Origin of the sequence: Marinoscillum sp. (assembly GCF_040222955.1) — a bacterium.
GTDB lineage: Bacteria > Bacteroidota > Bacteroidia > Cytophagales > Cyclobacteriaceae > Marinoscillum.
On sequence record NZ_JAVKCA010000020.1, the window covers coordinates 149774 to 164890 of the forward strand.

Below are 15117 nucleotides of genomic sequence, written 5' to 3' on the forward strand. Positions count from 1 at the left end.
ATCAAACTGTCTTGATAGCGCTAATAAGTAAAAGACAGTGGCCATCCTTAAGTCATTTAATGAGCATACAGGTTGAAGAATTGTTCCACATCCCTGATGTCCTGCTGATCCAATATCCAACAAACTTCAGAGAGGTCGGAGAAATCCAAGCCATCGGCTGAAACTGCTTCATTATTGTACCTTCCATCTTTTCCATTGTATTGATTGGACAGGTCTATGGCCAGTTTCCATATTTCAAACAGGTCAGGATTCCTGATTTTTTCCTTCCAGTTGGTGAACTCCGGATCACGAAATCCCGGGGTACCATTGCCCTCTGCATTACCGTCAGGTATTTTTATGTAATCGACGTTTTCTTTTACGAATTGAAGACGCTCCGGGCTTGTGGAGTTTTCATTCCAATCGCTATGTTGGATCACATGGATACGCTTTGCGGTTTTTATTTCTGGTAAATCTTTTTGAATGGCCTCAATAAGCAGGGCGGTAAAATCAGATTGACCAGCCTCTGCAATCCAAATATCACCCTGGAGGTCAAGCGTTTCTTGAACAATGACCTTCACTTTGTCTGCTGCAGCTCCGCTTTGGTTATGTGCATCTGTCCAATTGCTTCCAAAGGCCAGCTGAAAGAGGTCGTTTGGTGGAACATACAACCCTTCCTGAATGCCATAGGTACCTGCAACTGCGTGATACTTTAAACTGGAAAAATTGGTATCTGTCAATAAAGTGGCGAATGCCGCCACAGTGTGAAGATCATCTACGTCTGTTTTACAGTCAAATTGGACTAAAAGTAGGTCTTTTTTTGGATTGAACTCTCCGGACAGTGAGTTCTTCTGGCTTAAATGGGTAGTAAAAGATAAAAAGGTAGCGGCTATTGCAAGGAGTATGAGTGTTTTTGAATTCATTTTTTTGTGAAAAATTTTGAGATAGCTTATTTAAATTTCTGAGTTGTAGTCAATTTAGGTGAAAGTTGATTCGGGATTACTCTCAAAATAGCAGAATAGCCATAAGAAGTCAAGTTTCACTGAACGCTTGAGGAGAATGAACAAGCAGAGTGTCTGCACTATTCCCGCATGGGCCAACCGAAATAGAGGCTGAGCAAACCTAGCGGCAAAAAAAGCATGACCAGATACTTTGCGTGATTGACGAGGGCATAGTCTGTGGGATTGGCAGGGTCGTAGTAGAGGCGGGCATGTTCAGCGTCGCGCCCTTCAGTGATGGTGTTTTCTACATCTACCTCGATATGGTAGGTAGTGCCCAGGGAATCGGAATAGTCCATTAGGTAATAATTGACCGGCGTAGTGGTAGTATCTAGTCGATACCCGGTGATGACCGCCTCTGTCTCCACCCAATATACCTGCTGATAAATGTAGCTGGCGGGTATGTAGTAGCTCAACCAGACCAGCCCCAGACCCGGTATGATAAACCAAAGCTGGTATAAATGAAATCGCCTCATGTGGTGGAAATTAGATGAATATGAGCGATTTAGCAACAGGAAGGTGGGTCATTCTCAGCCAGAGCCTGTGTGTTCCAAACTACCAATTCGCAGCTTCCCGCATGGTCGGGAATCACCTTTTGATCACCGGATTGTTACCCTTCAGTGGGGCTGAGGCTAACAAAGCGGCCGTGAACTACCAGGCACTCATTCCATCACCAGCCATGCCAGTTTGTGAAAAATACCACAAAGAGGGTACCTTTCCTATGTAACTTTTGTTACCATCCTCAGGCTGTGGGTTTTCGTATCTTTATCGATCAGTCAAGGAAGCTAAAAGAATCAATGGAATCAATCATCACAGAAATACGAAACGGCTATGTGGGCTATGCCAGCTATCTGTGGCAGGAACTCACGAACCCCACCTGGCACAATTACTTCTATTGGTTGCTGGGGGTGTCGGCATTCTTCTTTGCCCTGGAGTTGCTAAAACCCTGGCGTGTGGATCAGGCAAAGTTTCGCAAGGACTTCTGGCTGGACTTCTTCTACATGTTCTTCAATTTTTTTCTGTTTTCTCTGATCATCTACAATGCCGCCTCCAATGTGGTTGTCCACCTCTTCAACGACCTGCTGGGACTGCTGGGGATTACCAACCTGGTGGCTTTTGAAGTAATGAGCTGGCCGGTATGGGGCCACCTACTGCTGGGCTTCGTGGTACGGGATTTTGTGCAATGGTGGATTCACCGCCTGCTGCATGCCAGTCCGAGGCTGTGGGAGTTTCACAAAGTGCATCACAGCGTGGCGGAGATGGGCTTTGCGGCGCATCTGCGGTACCACTGGATGGAAAACGTGGTGTACCGTACCATTGAGTACATCCCACTGGCGCTTATCGGGATTGGTTTGCGTGATTTTTTCATCATCCACATCTTCACCCTGGCCGTGGGGCATTTCAATCATTCCAATTTCAAACTGAACCTGGGACCACTGAAGTACCTTTTCAACAACCCGCAGATGCACATCTGGCATCATGCCTACCACCTGCCCGCAGATCGTAGGTTGGGGGTTAATTTTGGACTAACGCTGAGCGTTTGGGATTATCTCTTTGGCACCAACTACATTCCCCACGATGGGCGTGATATTCAGCTGGGCTTTCCTGGTGTGGAGGATTTTCCTGCCAACTTTGTCGGTCAGAATACCCATGGCTTTACTGGTAAGACCAATAGCCCTCCCGTTAAAAAGCCTGACTGATCCGCGGTAGATTTTTTACCTTTAAGGGAAACACAAGAGACAATGGAGAACGAACTGATCCCGAAGAAGGCTTATGCTGAAATAGAGCAAATGATCACCAGTGCAGAGAGCGTGGTGGGCATAGATGCCAAGAAGACCCACATCATCATTATCCACAAACTGATGGAGATAGAGAAGCGCCTGAAAGCTCTGGAAAGCAAATGAAAAGAATTGGAGTATAACTGTGAAGTGATTAAACGACGATGAAGGTGAAACCTTTTTTACTTTTAATATTGTGGGGCTTTACCTGGTCTGCCTCCGGACAGACCACCTTTGAATACCCTCAAATAAAGGGTTATGGTGGTGCGGTGGACTTTGAGACCGCCATAAGTCCCACCAATGGTGCCAAAATTCTGGTAGACCTTACGGGGAGCGATACCGATAAACAGGGCATCAATAAGGGATTGGATAAGGTAGCCCGCCTGATCAACCTCTATGCCCTGGAAGATATCGGGCCTGAGTCGCTGGATATTGTCGTGATCATACATGGTCCGGCCACCAAAGTGGTCCTGACTGAAGAGGCTTATCAGCAGAAATTTGAAAGTACCAACCCCGATCTTGAGTTGATAGGGCTGCTTCGTGACCAGGGAGTGAAAATCATGGTTTGTGGGCAGGCCCTGGTGCGGAGGGGCTTTGGTACCGAGGGGATAATCCCCGGTGTAGACCTGGCGCTTTCTGCACTGACCATTTTGGTGGAGTATCAGCAAGAGGGGTACTCAGTACTTTATTTTTAAAACACATATAAACAAAGTAATCCAAAAGAATGAGCAACGACACAGAGGATCTGGTGCATCAGGTACTGGGCCGATCGGAGATAGAGCCTAAATTAGCAGAAGAGATCTTATCCATCGGTCGATTGAAAAAAGTGAAAGCCGGTGGGGTGGTGATCAGTCCTGATAGTACCGGTAATGAAATGCCTATTGTATTGGAAGGATTACTGAAGGTCATGCGTCAGGATCAGGCGGGTGGCGAAATCTTTCTGTACTTTCTGGAAGGCGGAGAGACATGTGCCATGTCCATTACCTGCTGTATCGAAGGTAAAAAGAAGGCTTTTCATGTGGTAGCTGAGGAGGATTCTATCCTTTGGATGATCCCCATGACGTACATAGACAGCTGGGTGGTTAAGTACAAGTCGTTCCGAAAGTTTGTTTTTGACGCCTATCAGACCCGTTTCGATGAGATGCTGAACACGATAGATAGTGTGGTTTTTCTAAAAATGGATCAACGACTCTATAAATACCTGCTGGACAAAAAACAGGCGTCCGGGACTTTTGTGATTAACAAAACACACGAGCAAATCGCTAACGAACTGAATACTTCCCGGGTGGTAGTTTCGCGGCTGCTGAAACAGCTGGAGCGCGAAGGAAAGATAGAGCAATACCGCAACCGTATCGAAATCATGTAACTTGGTGTGTGACAATTGTTACATTGGCGGGTTGGGTAGTGTGATACTTTTGGGGTCTAACATGTAAGTATGAAATTGATACACCAGATACTTCCCATCACCAGCTGGTTGCCTCAGTACAAAAAAAAGCAACTCAACGGCGATTTATTTGCCGGGCTTACCGTGGGGATTATGCTCATTCCCCAGGGTATGGCCTATGCGCTGATTGCCGGATTACCTCCGGTTTATGGTCTGTATGCCTCCATTGTTCCACAGCTGATCTATGCCGTGTTCGGTACTTCACGCCAGCTTTCTGTCGCTCCTGTGGCTATGGATTCACTCCTCGTAGCAGCCGGCGTATCCGTACTGGCCACTGAGGGTACGGATGCTTATATTGGGTTTGCTATCCTGCTGGCGTTTTTCATGGGTGCTTTCCAGCTGTTACTCGGCGTATTGCGTCTGGGCTTTATTACCAACCTCCTTTCAAAACCAGTGATCAGTGGCTTCACCTCCGCTGCAGCGCTTATCATCGGCCTCAACCAGCTGAAATACCTCATGGGAGTGGATCTGGTGAAGAGCAACAAAGTGCATGAGATCCTCTGGGATGCCATGCAAAGCATCAATCAGACCCATTTGATCACTTTGGTTATCGGGATCGTGGGGATTGTCATTATCAAAGGTGTCAAGCGAATTCATGCCAGTATTCCCGGAGCGTTGATCGCGGTGATATTCGGAACAGCATTGGTTTATTTCATGCAGCTTGAATCTGCCGGAGTGAGTATCGTGAAAACCATCCCTGAGGGGTTGCCCTCTTTCAAATGGCCGGACCTGTCTTTAGGTCAGTTGGGTGAGCTTATCCCATTGGCACTCACCATCTCTGTGGTGGCTTTTATGGAAGCTTTTTCTGTGGCCAAAGCCATAGAAGCCAAAAAACGAAATTATAAAGTGCAGCCCAATCAGGAGCTGGTTGCGCTGGGCGCTGCCAACCTGATAGGCTCACTGTTCCAGTCATTTCCGGTCACTGGCGGGTTTTCCCGTTCAGCGGTTAACTACCAGTCCGGGGCGCATACGCCGCTTTCGTCTATCATCAGTGCAGTCGTGGTTTCGCTCACGCTGATCTTTCTCACTCCACTATTTTATTTCCTTCCGAAGGCCATTCTGGCATCCGTGATCATGGTGGCAGTGGCCGGACTGATTGATTGGGCGTATGCACGGCGACTGTGGAAGGATAGTCGGATAGAATTCATGTTGCTGGTCGCTACTTTTTTAATCACCCTCAACTTCAGCATGGTGCCAGGTATTGTCAGCGGTATTGTACTGTCCATACTGGTGCTTCTGTATAGATCTGCCTATCCGCACATCGCCAGACTGGGCAGGGTGAAGGGACATCACGAGTTTAGGAATATCAAACGATTTAAGGACCTGGAGCAGTGGGAACACGTTCTCATTTTGCGGCTGGATGCACCGCTTACTTTCATCAATATTCAGTACTTTAAGGAATATATTGAGAATGCAGTGGATGATGCCGAAGGGAGGATCGAAACGCTTATTCTGGATGCCGGCCCGCTAAGCTATCTGGATGCAACGGCTACCAGCGGACTGAAGGATTTACTGGATTTTCTGCACGAAAAAGAGATTGAGTTTTTGATCTGTGACCTGATTGGGCCGGTGAGAGATACCATGAAAAGGACCGGCTTGAATGATGTTTTGCACAAAGAAAATGTGTTTTTTGATCTGAATGAAGCGGTGAAATTTGCCACCACTCATAAGCAGGGAGATTTCAAAGATTACGCTTTGCAGTCGGATTTAAAAGACTAAAGACATGACAGAAGATAGGGAAATGATACTGAGAGATCACCTGGCCCTGGACCGCACCAAACTGGCCAATCAACGTACGCTCTTGGCTTTCGTCAGGACCAGCCTTTATCTGGTCGTATCCGGAATTGCCGTTATTAAGGTTGATTTTTTAGATAAAATCAGTTTTTTAGGCTTTATCCTCGTGGGGATTAGCGTGATTGTATTGGCTCTGGGAATTTGGAATTACTTCCATTTCCGGCTAAAGATGATGAATCAATATCGGACGGATTAAGTTATATCGGGTAGTCTGGTAGTGTAACCATTGTTACACCAGGATCATTGGGTAGTTCGTAAGTTTGTATAAGAATTAAGATTTAAAATTTAAGTATAGTATGAAAGTAGAACAGATTTATACCGGATGCCTGGCTCAGGGCGCTTATTATATAGAAAGTGATGGAGAAGCGGCCATCATCGACCCACTGAGAGAGTCGGAGCCATATATTCTCAAAGCCGAGAAAGAAGGAGCCAAAATCAAATACATTTTTGAGACCCACTTTCATGCTGATTTTGTGTCTGGGCACGTGGATTTGGCAGCCAAAACAGGCGCTACCATCGTTTACGGACCCAATGCCAAAACAGAATATGACATTCATGAAGCGACTGACGGGGAGTTATTTGATATCGGGAAAATCAAGATAAAAGTATTGCATACGCCAGGACATACCATGGAGAGTACCACCTATCTGCTGATAGATGAAAGCGGCAGGGAACATGCCATTTTCAGTGGAGATACTCTTTTTATTGGTGATGTAGGGCGACCTGATTTGGCACAGAAAGGCACCCTGACTCAGGATGACCTGGCTGGCTATTTGTATGATAGTCTGAGGACCAAAATCATGACTTTGCCTGACGAAGTGATCGTATACCCGGCACATGGCGCAGGCTCGGCTTGTGGTAAAAACATGAGCAAGGAAACCACGGATCTTTTGGGTAACCAGAAGAAAACCAACTATGCGCTCAGGGCAGATATGACCAAAGAAGAGTTTATCAAAGAAGTGACGGATGGTCTACTGCCACCGCCGCAGTATTTCGCTCAAAATGTGGCCATGAATAAGTCCGGAGCTAAAGGCATGGACGAGATCCTGGAAAAGGGCAATGTGCCACTGGAGGTGGAGACCTTTGAGGCTATGGCCAATCACGAAGGGGCTTTGGTGTTGGATACCCGCTCTCCCGCAGAGTTTGCAGCCGATCATGTACCCAATTCTATCTTTATAGGTATTGATGGCAGCTTTGCACCGTGGGTAGGAGCGCTGATCCCGGACCTGGAACAGCCGATCGTATTCATAGCGGCGGAGGGCCGTGAGGAGGAGATCGTAACACGCCTCTCACGTGTGGGATATGACAATACCCTGGGATATCTGAGCGGAGGAATAGCCGCATGGAAAGCCGCCGGAAAGGATACAGACAAGGTAACCTCTATCCCGGCAGCTCAGTTTGCAGGAGCTCATAAAGGAGGTGGGCTGAATGTAATGGATGTGCGAAAGCCATCAGAGTTTGAAGCTGAGCATGTGGAAGATGCGATGAACCTGCCACTGGATTTCATCAGCGAAAATATGGATCAGGTCAGTAAGAAAAAGCAATACCACATTCACTGTGCAGGCGGTTATCGCTCTATGATTGCAGCCTCAATATTGAAATCTCGCGGATTTCATAATCTTGTGGATGTGGCCGGTGGCTTCAAGGCCATCTCCGAAACGGACATACCCACCACCAATTATGTATGTCCTTCCACTTTGAAATGATTGATAGTTCTAAATAAGTAGTTTGAGTAAAGGGTGCTGGCCGTTGAGGTTAGCACCTTTTTTTGTCTTTATATGAAGCAGGGGCTGAGAAAAAATTGGAGGCAGTTTACCATCCTTGTGATCATCAACGCATTTGTTGGTGGCATGGTAGGACTGGAACGTACCATTCTGCCTGGTCTCGCACAGGAGGTCTTTTTAATTAACTCTACTTCTGTTATTCTTTCCTTTATTGTAGTCTTCGGGGTATCTAAAGCCATCACTAATTACCTGACCGGGGCACTGGCCAATCGCATAGGTCGAAAAAACTTGCTGGTCATTGGATGGTTGGTTGCGCTGCCTGTCCCTGTTATCCTTATTTATGCTCCCTCATGGTCCTGGGTAGTGTTTGCAAACGTGCTGTTGGGGATCAGTCAGGGGCTCACCTGGTCGAGTACTGTGGTGATGAAAATTGATCTTGTTGGGCCGAAGAATCGCGGATTGGCCATGGGACTTAATGAGTCTGCCGGTTATCTGGCAGTAGGAGCGGTCGCTTATCTCACAGGCATGATAGCCGACGGATATGGTGTGAGGCCTTATCCTTTTTACATGGGCATTGGGTTTGGACTCATCGGGTTGCTACTTAGTTGGGTGCTGGTGAGTGATACCGGGCATCTGGTAGAGGAAGAGGGTGAAAATGACGAAACCCGGCAGTTAAGGAATGTTTTTGTAGACACCACCTGGAGAGACCGTAATCTGGGAGCTATTACTCAGGCTGGTCTGATTAATAACCTGAATGATGGAATGATGTGGGGTGTGCTGCCACTATTCTTAGCCCTAAAAGGGTTTGAACTGAGGTCCATAGGGCAAATAGTGGCGATTTATCCGGTGGTGTGGGGTCTTGGGCAGCTTTTTACCGGTAAGCTTGCGGATTTACTACCCAAAAAAGCAATGCTCTTTTATGGTATGGCTTTTCAGGGACTCGCCATCGTCCTTATTGCCTTTTCGGATTCATATACTGCTTTTGCCACCCTCTCAGTAGTTCTGGGAGTGGGTACCGCCGTGGTTTACCCCACATTTCTGGCATCTATTTCTGCCTACACACACCCTTCTCAGCGTGCAGCGAGCGTGGGAGTCTTCAGGCTGTGGCGGGATCTGGGTTATGCCGCGGGGGCCATTTTCACCGGGGTGGTAGCAGACCTTATGAGCCTGGATTGGGCAGTGATTTTCATTGGTGTACTCACACTGTCGTCAGCTGTTTTTATTGCCATCAGGATGGAAAATCGTGAGCGCTCAAAATAACAGGATGGCGGTGAGGTAACCATTTCTTCGCGCTACCATTTGGCCAGGTTTACTCAATAGCTCAACTCGTCCATTTTCACTTTTCCCCGAAAGGTCCAAAACACAAAAGTGGTGTAGGCTACCACCAAAGGGGTGCCTATGGCGGCAATGATTAGCAGCGTACTCAGTGATTGCTCTGAGGCACTGGCATTGTAAATGGTAAGACTATTGGCAGGGTCTTCATTGGAAAGGATGATAACCGGGAAAAGCTCAATGGCCACCACAATGAGCAGTGTGACAATGGATATGCATGAAAAAGCAAATGCATAACCGTAACGTTTTTTGCTGATTAGCCGTGGAATATTGGCAATACTCAGAAAGGCAATCAGTGGCACGACGAACAGTGCTGGTTCACTTTTAAACCGATCGGAAAGGTGCGGAAAGTAAATGAGCGTATAGAGGGTGGTGATACCAAAACTCACGAGAAAGAAAATAATGGCCTGCCTGACATGCAGGGTCATTTTGATAAACTGTTTGCCTTCAGTTTTCATGATAAGGTAAATGGCCCCGTGCATCATAAAAAGTGCAAGGGTGCATATGCCTACCATCACTGCATACGGATTGAAAAAAGCGATCCAGTCGCCATCAAACTCCAGGTCCGGGCCTATGGGCATCCCCTGGAGCACGTTGCCCAGTATCACACCCAATAACACAGCCAGCATGATACTGGAAAAGCTATAGGCACCATCCCACATACTTTGCCACCATTTCATGGGCTCCTTGCTTCTAAACTCTATGGAAATGGCCCGGAATATAATCAGTACCAAAAAGAGCATGAATGGGATATACATGGCCGAAAGCAGCGTGGCATAAACGATCGGAAATCCGGCAAACAAAGCACCACCCCCGATGACCAGCCAAACTTCGTTGCCATCCCATACCGGGCCAATGGCATTGAGGGCAATTCTTCGGCTTTTATCATCTTTGAAAAACAGGTGCCAGGCACCGGCCCCCAGGTCAAAACCATCGAGAATGGCATATCCGGAAAAAACAGCTCCGACTACCAGAAACCACCATGTTGTATATTCTATGCCTATGAAAGTTGCCATTTCCTATTATTTTATGATTGAATAGCGTCTACAATTTCACGCTGGTGCGGCCGCTGATCGATCATTTCTCCATCCTGGGGGCCATGTTGGATCTTTTTATTGAGCAGGTAAACAAAAAGCGCAAAGAGTAGTGAATAGACCAGGGAGAACAACACCAGTGAAAAGATGACCTGATTAGCCGTCACTACCTTGGATAGCGCATCAGAGGTGCGAAGCAAACCATAGACTACCCAGGGTTGGCGTCCCATCTCGGCCGCAAACCAACCCGCCTGATTGGCTATCTGAGGGAGCAGTACGGCCACCACAAAGGCTTTGAGTACCCATCGGTGATCAAATAGTTTTCCACGCCACCAGAGAAATCCGCCCAGTAGAGAAAGCCCGATGAGCACCATGCCGATCCCTACCATGAGGTGATAAAACTGGAATACGGCATTGATTTGTCCGGGCCTTTCATTCTCAGGAAAGGCGTTTAACCCCGTTACTTTTGCATTGAAATCCTGATGAATCAAAAATGAAAGTCCGTTGGGGATTTTAATGCCCGAAACCTCTTGTTTTTCCTTATCTACCCACCCCAGGAGGTACATATCTGCCGTGGCCAAACTATCAAAGTGCCCCTCCATGGCCGCCAGTTTCACAGGCTGGTTCACGGCCACTCCATCCGCAGAGCTGTGCCCGGTGAATAGCTGTGCCAGTGATGCCACAATGGCCACTGCCAGTGCGATTTTAAATGCCTTTTTGGAGACTTCTATGTGCCTGTTTTTCAGGAGATAATAGGCATGCACGCTCAGTACCAGAAATGCCCCTGCAAGAAAAGAGCCTATCCAGACATGAGACAGGCGGTCCACGCTGGATGGGTTGAAGACCATGGCCCAAAAGTCAGTGATCTCTGCCCTGGCTTCCATACCCTCACCCACAATGTGGTATCCCGCAGGAGTTTGTTGCCAGGAATTGGCCACCACAATCCATACTGCTGAGAACATAGAGCCCAGCCACACGCCAAGCGTGGCAGTGAAATGTACTGCGGAACTCACTCTGTTCCATCCGAAAAGTAGAATACCCAGAAAGCCACTTTCCAGGGCAAAGGCAAAGATGCCTTCAGCGGCCAGTGCACTCCCAAAAATATCACCCACATAGCGGGAGTAGGTAGCCCAGTTGGTACCAAACTCAAATTCCATCACGATGCCTGTGGCCACCCCGATGCCAAAAGTAAGCGCAAAGATCTTGGTCCAGAACCTGGCCAATTGTTCGTAAGCGGGATCTTTGGTGCGAAGGTAGAGACCCTCCATGATCACCATAATCAGGCCCAGCCCGATGCTCACTGGTGGATAGATGTAATGAAACGAAATGGTTAGCGCGAACTGAATGCGGGAGAGAATTTCTACATCCATTTTTTTATTCAAAGGTAGTGACCAGCTGCATAAACCTCCATGGAAAGGACTTAGAATATTGATTGGTTCAATGGATTAGTTGGGTGGGTAGCCTCCAGAAGTCCCTGTGTAACAAATGTTACCCTTGGGGGGGACTGGTTCCGATACTTTTGAAGGAATTTAAGTAATTGAAAATAGAATTTTTATGAAGGAAATAGTGGATTTCGTTAGTCAACCCTGGCCATGGTACGTGGCAGGTCCAGTGATAGCGTTGGTCATGTTTTCATTGATCATTTTTGGAAACAACTTTGGGATTTCGGCCAATCTGAGGACGGTGTGCTCTATCGTGGGGGCCGGGAAAAACTGCGAGTTTTTTGACTTTAACTGGAGAAGTCAGATGTGGAACCTGATTTTTGCATTTGGCTTGATCTTGGGTGGATTTATCACTCATGAATACCTCACCACTCCTGAGGAAGTTACACTCTCTGCATCGACCATCGCAGACCTGGCCGAGCTGGGCATAGAAGCCCCGGGAGACCAATTGGTTCCACTGAGTATATTTAGCTGGGAGTCACTGGCCACGGTGAGAGGCTTCATTATTTTGGTGGTGGGTGGTTTTCTCATCGGCTTTGGTACCAGATATGCAGGAGGCTGTACTTCGGGCCATGCCATTAGTGGGCTTAGTGACCTGCAGCTACCGTCTTTGATAGCAGTAGTGGGCTTTTTCATCGGCGGGCTCTTCATGACCTACCTGGTTCTTCCTTATCTGTTCACCCTGTAATCATATAAAAATGAAAATATTCAGATACATTATTGTAGGTATCATCTTTGGAATCACTCTGGCTAAGGCGGAAGTTATCTCCTGGTACAGAATTTATGAGATGTTCAAATTCCAGTCCTTTCACATGTATGGAGTGATTGGTTCGGCAGTTATTTTGGGGATTATCTCTGTCCAGATGATTAAACGATTCAAAATAAAAACCATTGATGGAGAGCCCATTGTGATCAACCCCAAGCAAATGAGCATCTCCAGGTATCTTTTTGGAGGGATCATATTTGGCCTGGGGTGGGCCATGACAGGAGCATGTCCCGGGCCTATGTTTATATTATTGGGCAATGGTGTGGGGGTCATTCTGGTGGTCATAGCTTCGGCACTTCTGGGCACCTATACCTATGGTTTGGTGAGAAATAAGTTACCACATTAGTGAAGCGATGGAGATAAGAGCCATATGGAAACTCCTTAGCGCGCTGATGACTGTGCTGGTGATATTGGTGATACTCACTTTTGGTGGAGTGTGTGTATACTGCTACAATCCATCACTTTTGAGTGCCACCAAGGTAGAACCGCGGCTTTGGTCTCCTCCTTCACTTGAGAAGGACCTACCCGAGGAACAAAAGGGGCGCATGGTCAGGTATGGTTATGCTTTAGTCACGGCATCCTCCAAATGGATGGGCCCTATGTTAAAAAATCCTGAGCTGCGTTTTGCAGGAAATAACCTTGCCTGTAAAAATTGTCATCTGGATATGGGCCGCAAGCCAGGTTCTGCATCATGGGTAGGGGTGACCAACAGGTTTCCCCAGTTTAGGGCCAGGGAAAATGCCATGGGTACCATTGAGGAGCGCATTAATGGCTGTATGGAACGCAGTATGAATGGAAGAAAGCTCCCTGAGGACTCCAGGCAAATGGAGGCCATAGTGGCCTATCTGAAGTGGCTCAGCGCCGATCTGCCTCAGGAACGTGAGGGAGAGTTCAAGGGATTTCCAAAACTAAAATTACCGGAGGTAGCGGCAGACCCGCTTATTGGAGAGAAAATCTACACCACAGAATGTCAGCTTTGCCATGGGGCGAATGGGGAAGGGACGTGGCTGGCAGATTCTACCAAAGGTTACCAGTATCCACCATTATGGGGCCCGGACAGCTACAACGATGGAGCCGGAATGCACCGGATAATTACTGCGGCTGAGTTTATCAAAGGCAATATGCCTTATGGAGAGGCGACCAGAGAAAGTCCAAAACTTACTGACGAGGAAGCTTATCACGTAGCAGCCTATATCAATAGTTTTGAGCGGCCGGTGAAGGCAGATCGTGAAAAAGACTTTCCCGATAGAAGACTGAAGCCAGTCTCTACTTCGTATGGGCCATGGCTGGATGATTTCTCGGCAGAACAGCATAAGTATGGGCCATTTCAGCCGATTATGGCTTATTACAAGGAAACCTACGGAATCACCAAGACCAAATAGATGATGAAAAACATGATAGCTGTTCTGCTTATGATGGCCTTTTGGACCGGTTATGCCCAGGATGAGGAAAAGGCTGGCACATGGTCTGGTCAATGGAGAACTTATTATCTCAGTACATTCAATCACCGGCAACTAAAAGACTTTCATGCTTTAGCCACCGGAGGCAAGGTTAAGTATGTGCATTCACTTGGTGAGCATTTTCAGCTGGGCGGGGCGCTCTATACCTCCTTCAATCTGGGAATACAAGACCTGACCGAACCAGACCAGACCACGGGTAAGCTGAGTCGGTACGAAGTAGGACTATTTGACGCCAATAACCCTGGTGACAGGCTTGTGGTGATTCCGGGAGAACTGTTTGTCAGGTATAAAAATGGAGCACATGAACTCACTCTGGGTAGGATGAAGATAGTATCTCCCTTCCTCAATCCGGAGGATGGTCGAATGATCCCTACACTGGAGCAGGGTCTGTGGTACAAATTTGCACCTAAGAGTAATTACAAAGTTCAGTTGGGGGCATTCAATGCCATTGCTCCCAGGTCTACGTCTGGATTTTACGGCATTGGTGAGAGCATTGGGAAATACCCTGTAGGGAGGTCGGTAGATGGGTCGGCAAGTGAATATGCTGGCCACACCCATTCAGCTTATATCCTACTGGGTAATGTGGCTTTTACACCGGTGAAAGCATTGGATATTGAGGTGTGGAATTACTATGCAGATAATGTTTTTAATACCTTTTACATCAAACCAGTACTTTCTCATCCGAATGAAAAGTTGAGTATAGCTTTGGAGTGGCTCCATCAGGATCGGGTGGGAGATGGAGGCAATAGCATTGATTCCCTTCGCTATTTTAGTCACTCTCAGGCCAACGTGCTGGGAGCGGAAACGACGATGGTTATGCCTAAAGGGAAAATCTCTCTTGGTTACGATCATATTTTGGATGGAGGGAGATTTCTTTTTCCACGAGAGTGGGGCCGTGAATTTCTGTTTAGCTTCCAGAAGCGGGAGCGAAGTGAGGGAACGGCCAATAACCATGCACTGCTGCTGACTTATGAGCGCATTTTTAAATTAAATACAGCTAAGTTAAAGACCATAACCAGCATGGGACATCACTGGAAACCCGACGTGACCAATGCTGAGGATAATAAATATGCCGTGCCAGACTACTCTCAACTGAATCTGGATCTGTTTTATTTGAGTGATAAATGGACTAATCTTAAGCCTGAATTATTGCTGGTTTACAAAAAGAGCAGTGGAGACTTTCCTGATAATCCTAACTTTATTTTGAACAAAGTAGACTTGTTTCAAGTCAATTTTATCGTCAATTATGATTTTTAACAGACTTATGGAGAGGATCTATTTTTATTCTGTTGAAATGGCCTTGCAAGCAAGTAATCAGCGGGCTGCGTATACTACCTTTGACGTGTTACCTTTTACCAGATGCATACAA

The 15117-nt window shown here is 47.1% G+C and carries 17 protein-coding genes; 13 read left to right on the plus strand and 4 right to left on the minus strand.

Going from position 1 to position 15117, the window contains the following annotated elements; genetic code table 11:
• Positions 1-56 precede the first annotated feature (56 nt).
• Positions 57-899: a hypothetical protein gene (locus RIH33_RS17120; RefSeq protein ID WP_406655109.1), complete on the minus strand. Its 843-nt coding sequence runs from the start codon at positions 897-899 to the stop codon at positions 57-59.
• Positions 900-1057: 158 nt separating this feature from the next.
• Entirely contained in the window at positions 1058-1450 is a 393-nt protein-coding gene (locus RIH33_RS17125; protein WP_406655110.1) for a DUF3592 domain-containing protein, read from the minus strand.
• A gap of 20 nt (positions 1451-1470) precedes the next feature.
• Here RIH33_RS17125 and RIH33_RS17130 point away from each other — a divergent pair, with 20 nt between their 5' ends.
• From RIH33_RS17130 to RIH33_RS17170, 9 genes are all read left to right on the plus strand, one after another.
• Positions 1471-1701 carry a hypothetical protein gene (locus RIH33_RS17130; protein WP_406655111.1) on the plus strand — a complete coding sequence of 77 codons (231 nt, stop codon included), beginning with the start codon at positions 1471-1473 and terminating at the stop codon, positions 1699-1701.
• Positions 1702-1771: 70 nt separating this feature from the next.
• On the plus strand, positions 1772-2674 hold the full coding sequence (locus RIH33_RS17135) for a sterol desaturase family protein (RefSeq protein WP_406655112.1): 903 nt from the start codon (positions 1772-1774) through the stop codon (positions 2672-2674).
• 42 nt (positions 2675-2716) lie between these two features.
• Positions 2717-2878: a hypothetical protein gene (locus RIH33_RS17140; RefSeq protein ID WP_406655113.1), complete on the plus strand. Its 162-nt coding sequence runs from the start codon at positions 2717-2719 to the stop codon at positions 2876-2878.
• 44 nt (positions 2879-2922) lie between these two features.
• A complete protein-coding gene (locus RIH33_RS17145) occupies positions 2923-3447 on the plus strand; it encodes a DsrE family protein (RefSeq protein WP_406655114.1) in 525 nt (174 codons plus the stop codon).
• Positions 3448-3476: 29 nt separating this feature from the next.
• Positions 3477-4118: a Crp/Fnr family transcriptional regulator gene (locus tag RIH33_RS17150; RefSeq protein WP_406655115.1), complete on the plus strand. Its 642-nt coding sequence runs from the start codon at positions 3477-3479 to the stop codon at positions 4116-4118.
• Between the two features lie 69 nt (positions 4119-4187).
• Positions 4188-5915 (plus strand): SulP family inorganic anion transporter, encoded by a 1728-nt coding sequence (locus RIH33_RS17155; protein WP_406655116.1) that lies wholly within the window; start codon positions 4188-4190, stop codon positions 5913-5915.
• A 4-nt stretch (positions 5916-5919) separates the two neighbouring features.
• Entirely contained in the window at positions 5920-6186 is a 267-nt protein-coding gene (locus RIH33_RS17160; protein ID WP_406655117.1) for a DUF202 domain-containing protein, read from the plus strand.
• Between the two features lie 100 nt (positions 6187-6286).
• Positions 6287-7696: a rhodanese-like domain-containing protein gene (locus RIH33_RS17165; RefSeq protein WP_406655118.1), complete on the plus strand. Its 1410-nt coding sequence runs from the start codon at positions 6287-6289 to the stop codon at positions 7694-7696.
• 72 nt (positions 7697-7768) lie between these two features.
• Positions 7769-8974: an MFS transporter gene (locus RIH33_RS17170; protein WP_406655119.1), complete on the plus strand. Its 1206-nt coding sequence runs from the start codon at positions 7769-7771 to the stop codon at positions 8972-8974.
• A 53-nt stretch (positions 8975-9027) separates the two neighbouring features.
• On the opposite strand, the gene cydB is transcribed toward RIH33_RS17170, so the two are convergent.
• Together cydB and RIH33_RS17180 are read right to left on the minus strand one after the other, a co-directional pair.
• Positions 9028-10062: a cytochrome d ubiquinol oxidase subunit II gene (gene cydB / locus RIH33_RS17175; RefSeq protein WP_406655120.1), complete on the minus strand. Its 1035-nt coding sequence runs from the start codon at positions 10060-10062 to the stop codon at positions 9028-9030.
• Positions 10063-10073: 11 nt separating this feature from the next.
• Positions 10074-11450 carry a cytochrome ubiquinol oxidase subunit I gene (locus RIH33_RS17180; protein WP_406655121.1) on the minus strand — a complete coding sequence of 459 codons (1377 nt, stop codon included), beginning with the start codon at positions 11448-11450 and terminating at the stop codon, positions 10074-10076.
• Positions 11451-11634: 184 nt separating this feature from the next.
• On the opposite strand from RIH33_RS17180, the gene RIH33_RS17185 reads away from it, so the two are divergent.
• From RIH33_RS17185 to RIH33_RS17200, 4 genes are read left to right on the plus strand one after another with little or no spacing between them, the layout of a single operon-like run.
• Positions 11635-12210: a YeeE/YedE family protein gene (locus tag RIH33_RS17185; RefSeq protein ID WP_406655122.1), complete on the plus strand. Its 576-nt coding sequence runs from the start codon at positions 11635-11637 to the stop codon at positions 12208-12210.
• A 10-nt stretch (positions 12211-12220) separates the two neighbouring features.
• The gene (locus RIH33_RS17190; protein WP_406655123.1) at positions 12221-12634 is read left to right on the plus strand and encodes a DUF6691 family protein; all 414 of its coding nucleotides are present in this window, start codon (positions 12221-12223) and stop codon (positions 12632-12634) included.
• Positions 12635-12641: 7 nt separating this feature from the next.
• Positions 12642-13670: a c-type cytochrome gene (locus RIH33_RS17195; RefSeq protein ID WP_406655124.1), complete on the plus strand. Its 1029-nt coding sequence runs from the start codon at positions 12642-12644 to the stop codon at positions 13668-13670.
• Positions 13671-15005: a hypothetical protein gene (locus RIH33_RS17200; protein WP_406655125.1), complete on the plus strand. Its 1335-nt coding sequence runs from the start codon at positions 13671-13673 to the stop codon at positions 15003-15005.
• Positions 15006-15117 lie beyond the last annotated feature (112 nt).

What these genes read in the sequence shown, in the direction of transcription:
- RIH33_RS17120 (WP_406655109.1), bottom strand. Translation starts at nt 899, where the DNA reads ATGAATTCAAAAACACTCATACTCCTTGCAATAGCCGCTACCTTTTTA.
- RIH33_RS17125 (WP_406655110.1), bottom strand. Translation starts at nt 1,450, where the DNA reads ATGAGGCGATTTCATTTATACCAGCTTTGGTTTATCATACCGGGTCTG.
- RIH33_RS17130 (WP_406655111.1), top strand. Translation starts at nt 1,471, where the DNA reads ATGAGCGATTTAGCAACAGGAAGGTGGGTCATTCTCAGCCAGAGCCTG.
- RIH33_RS17135 (WP_406655112.1), top strand. Translation starts at nt 1,772, where the DNA reads ATGGAATCAATCATCACAGAAATACGAAACGGCTATGTGGGCTATGCC.
- RIH33_RS17140 (WP_406655113.1), top strand. Translation starts at nt 2,717, where the DNA reads ATGGAGAACGAACTGATCCCGAAGAAGGCTTATGCTGAAATAGAGCAA.
- RIH33_RS17150 (WP_406655115.1), top strand. Translation starts at nt 3,477, where the DNA reads ATGAGCAACGACACAGAGGATCTGGTGCATCAGGTACTGGGCCGATCG.
- RIH33_RS17155 (WP_406655116.1), top strand. Translation starts at nt 4,188, where the DNA reads ATGAAATTGATACACCAGATACTTCCCATCACCAGCTGGTTGCCTCAG.
- RIH33_RS17160 (WP_406655117.1), top strand. Translation starts at nt 5,920, where the DNA reads ATGACAGAAGATAGGGAAATGATACTGAGAGATCACCTGGCCCTGGAC.
- RIH33_RS17165 (WP_406655118.1), top strand. Translation starts at nt 6,287, where the DNA reads ATGAAAGTAGAACAGATTTATACCGGATGCCTGGCTCAGGGCGCTTAT.
- RIH33_RS17170 (WP_406655119.1), top strand. Translation starts at nt 7,769, where the DNA reads ATGAAGCAGGGGCTGAGAAAAAATTGGAGGCAGTTTACCATCCTTGTG.
- cydB (WP_406655120.1), bottom strand. Translation starts at nt 10,062, where the DNA reads ATGGCAACTTTCATAGGCATAGAATATACAACATGGTGGTTTCTGGTA.
- RIH33_RS17180 (WP_406655121.1), bottom strand. Translation starts at nt 11,450, where the DNA reads ATGGATGTAGAAATTCTCTCCCGCATTCAGTTCGCGCTAACCATTTCG.
- RIH33_RS17185 (WP_406655122.1), top strand. Translation starts at nt 11,635, where the DNA reads ATGAAGGAAATAGTGGATTTCGTTAGTCAACCCTGGCCATGGTACGTG.
- RIH33_RS17190 (WP_406655123.1), top strand. Translation starts at nt 12,221, where the DNA reads ATGAAAATATTCAGATACATTATTGTAGGTATCATCTTTGGAATCACT.
- RIH33_RS17195 (WP_406655124.1), top strand. Translation starts at nt 12,642, where the DNA reads ATGGAGATAAGAGCCATATGGAAACTCCTTAGCGCGCTGATGACTGTG.
- RIH33_RS17200 (WP_406655125.1), top strand. Translation starts at nt 13,671, where the DNA reads ATGATGAAAAACATGATAGCTGTTCTGCTTATGATGGCCTTTTGGACC.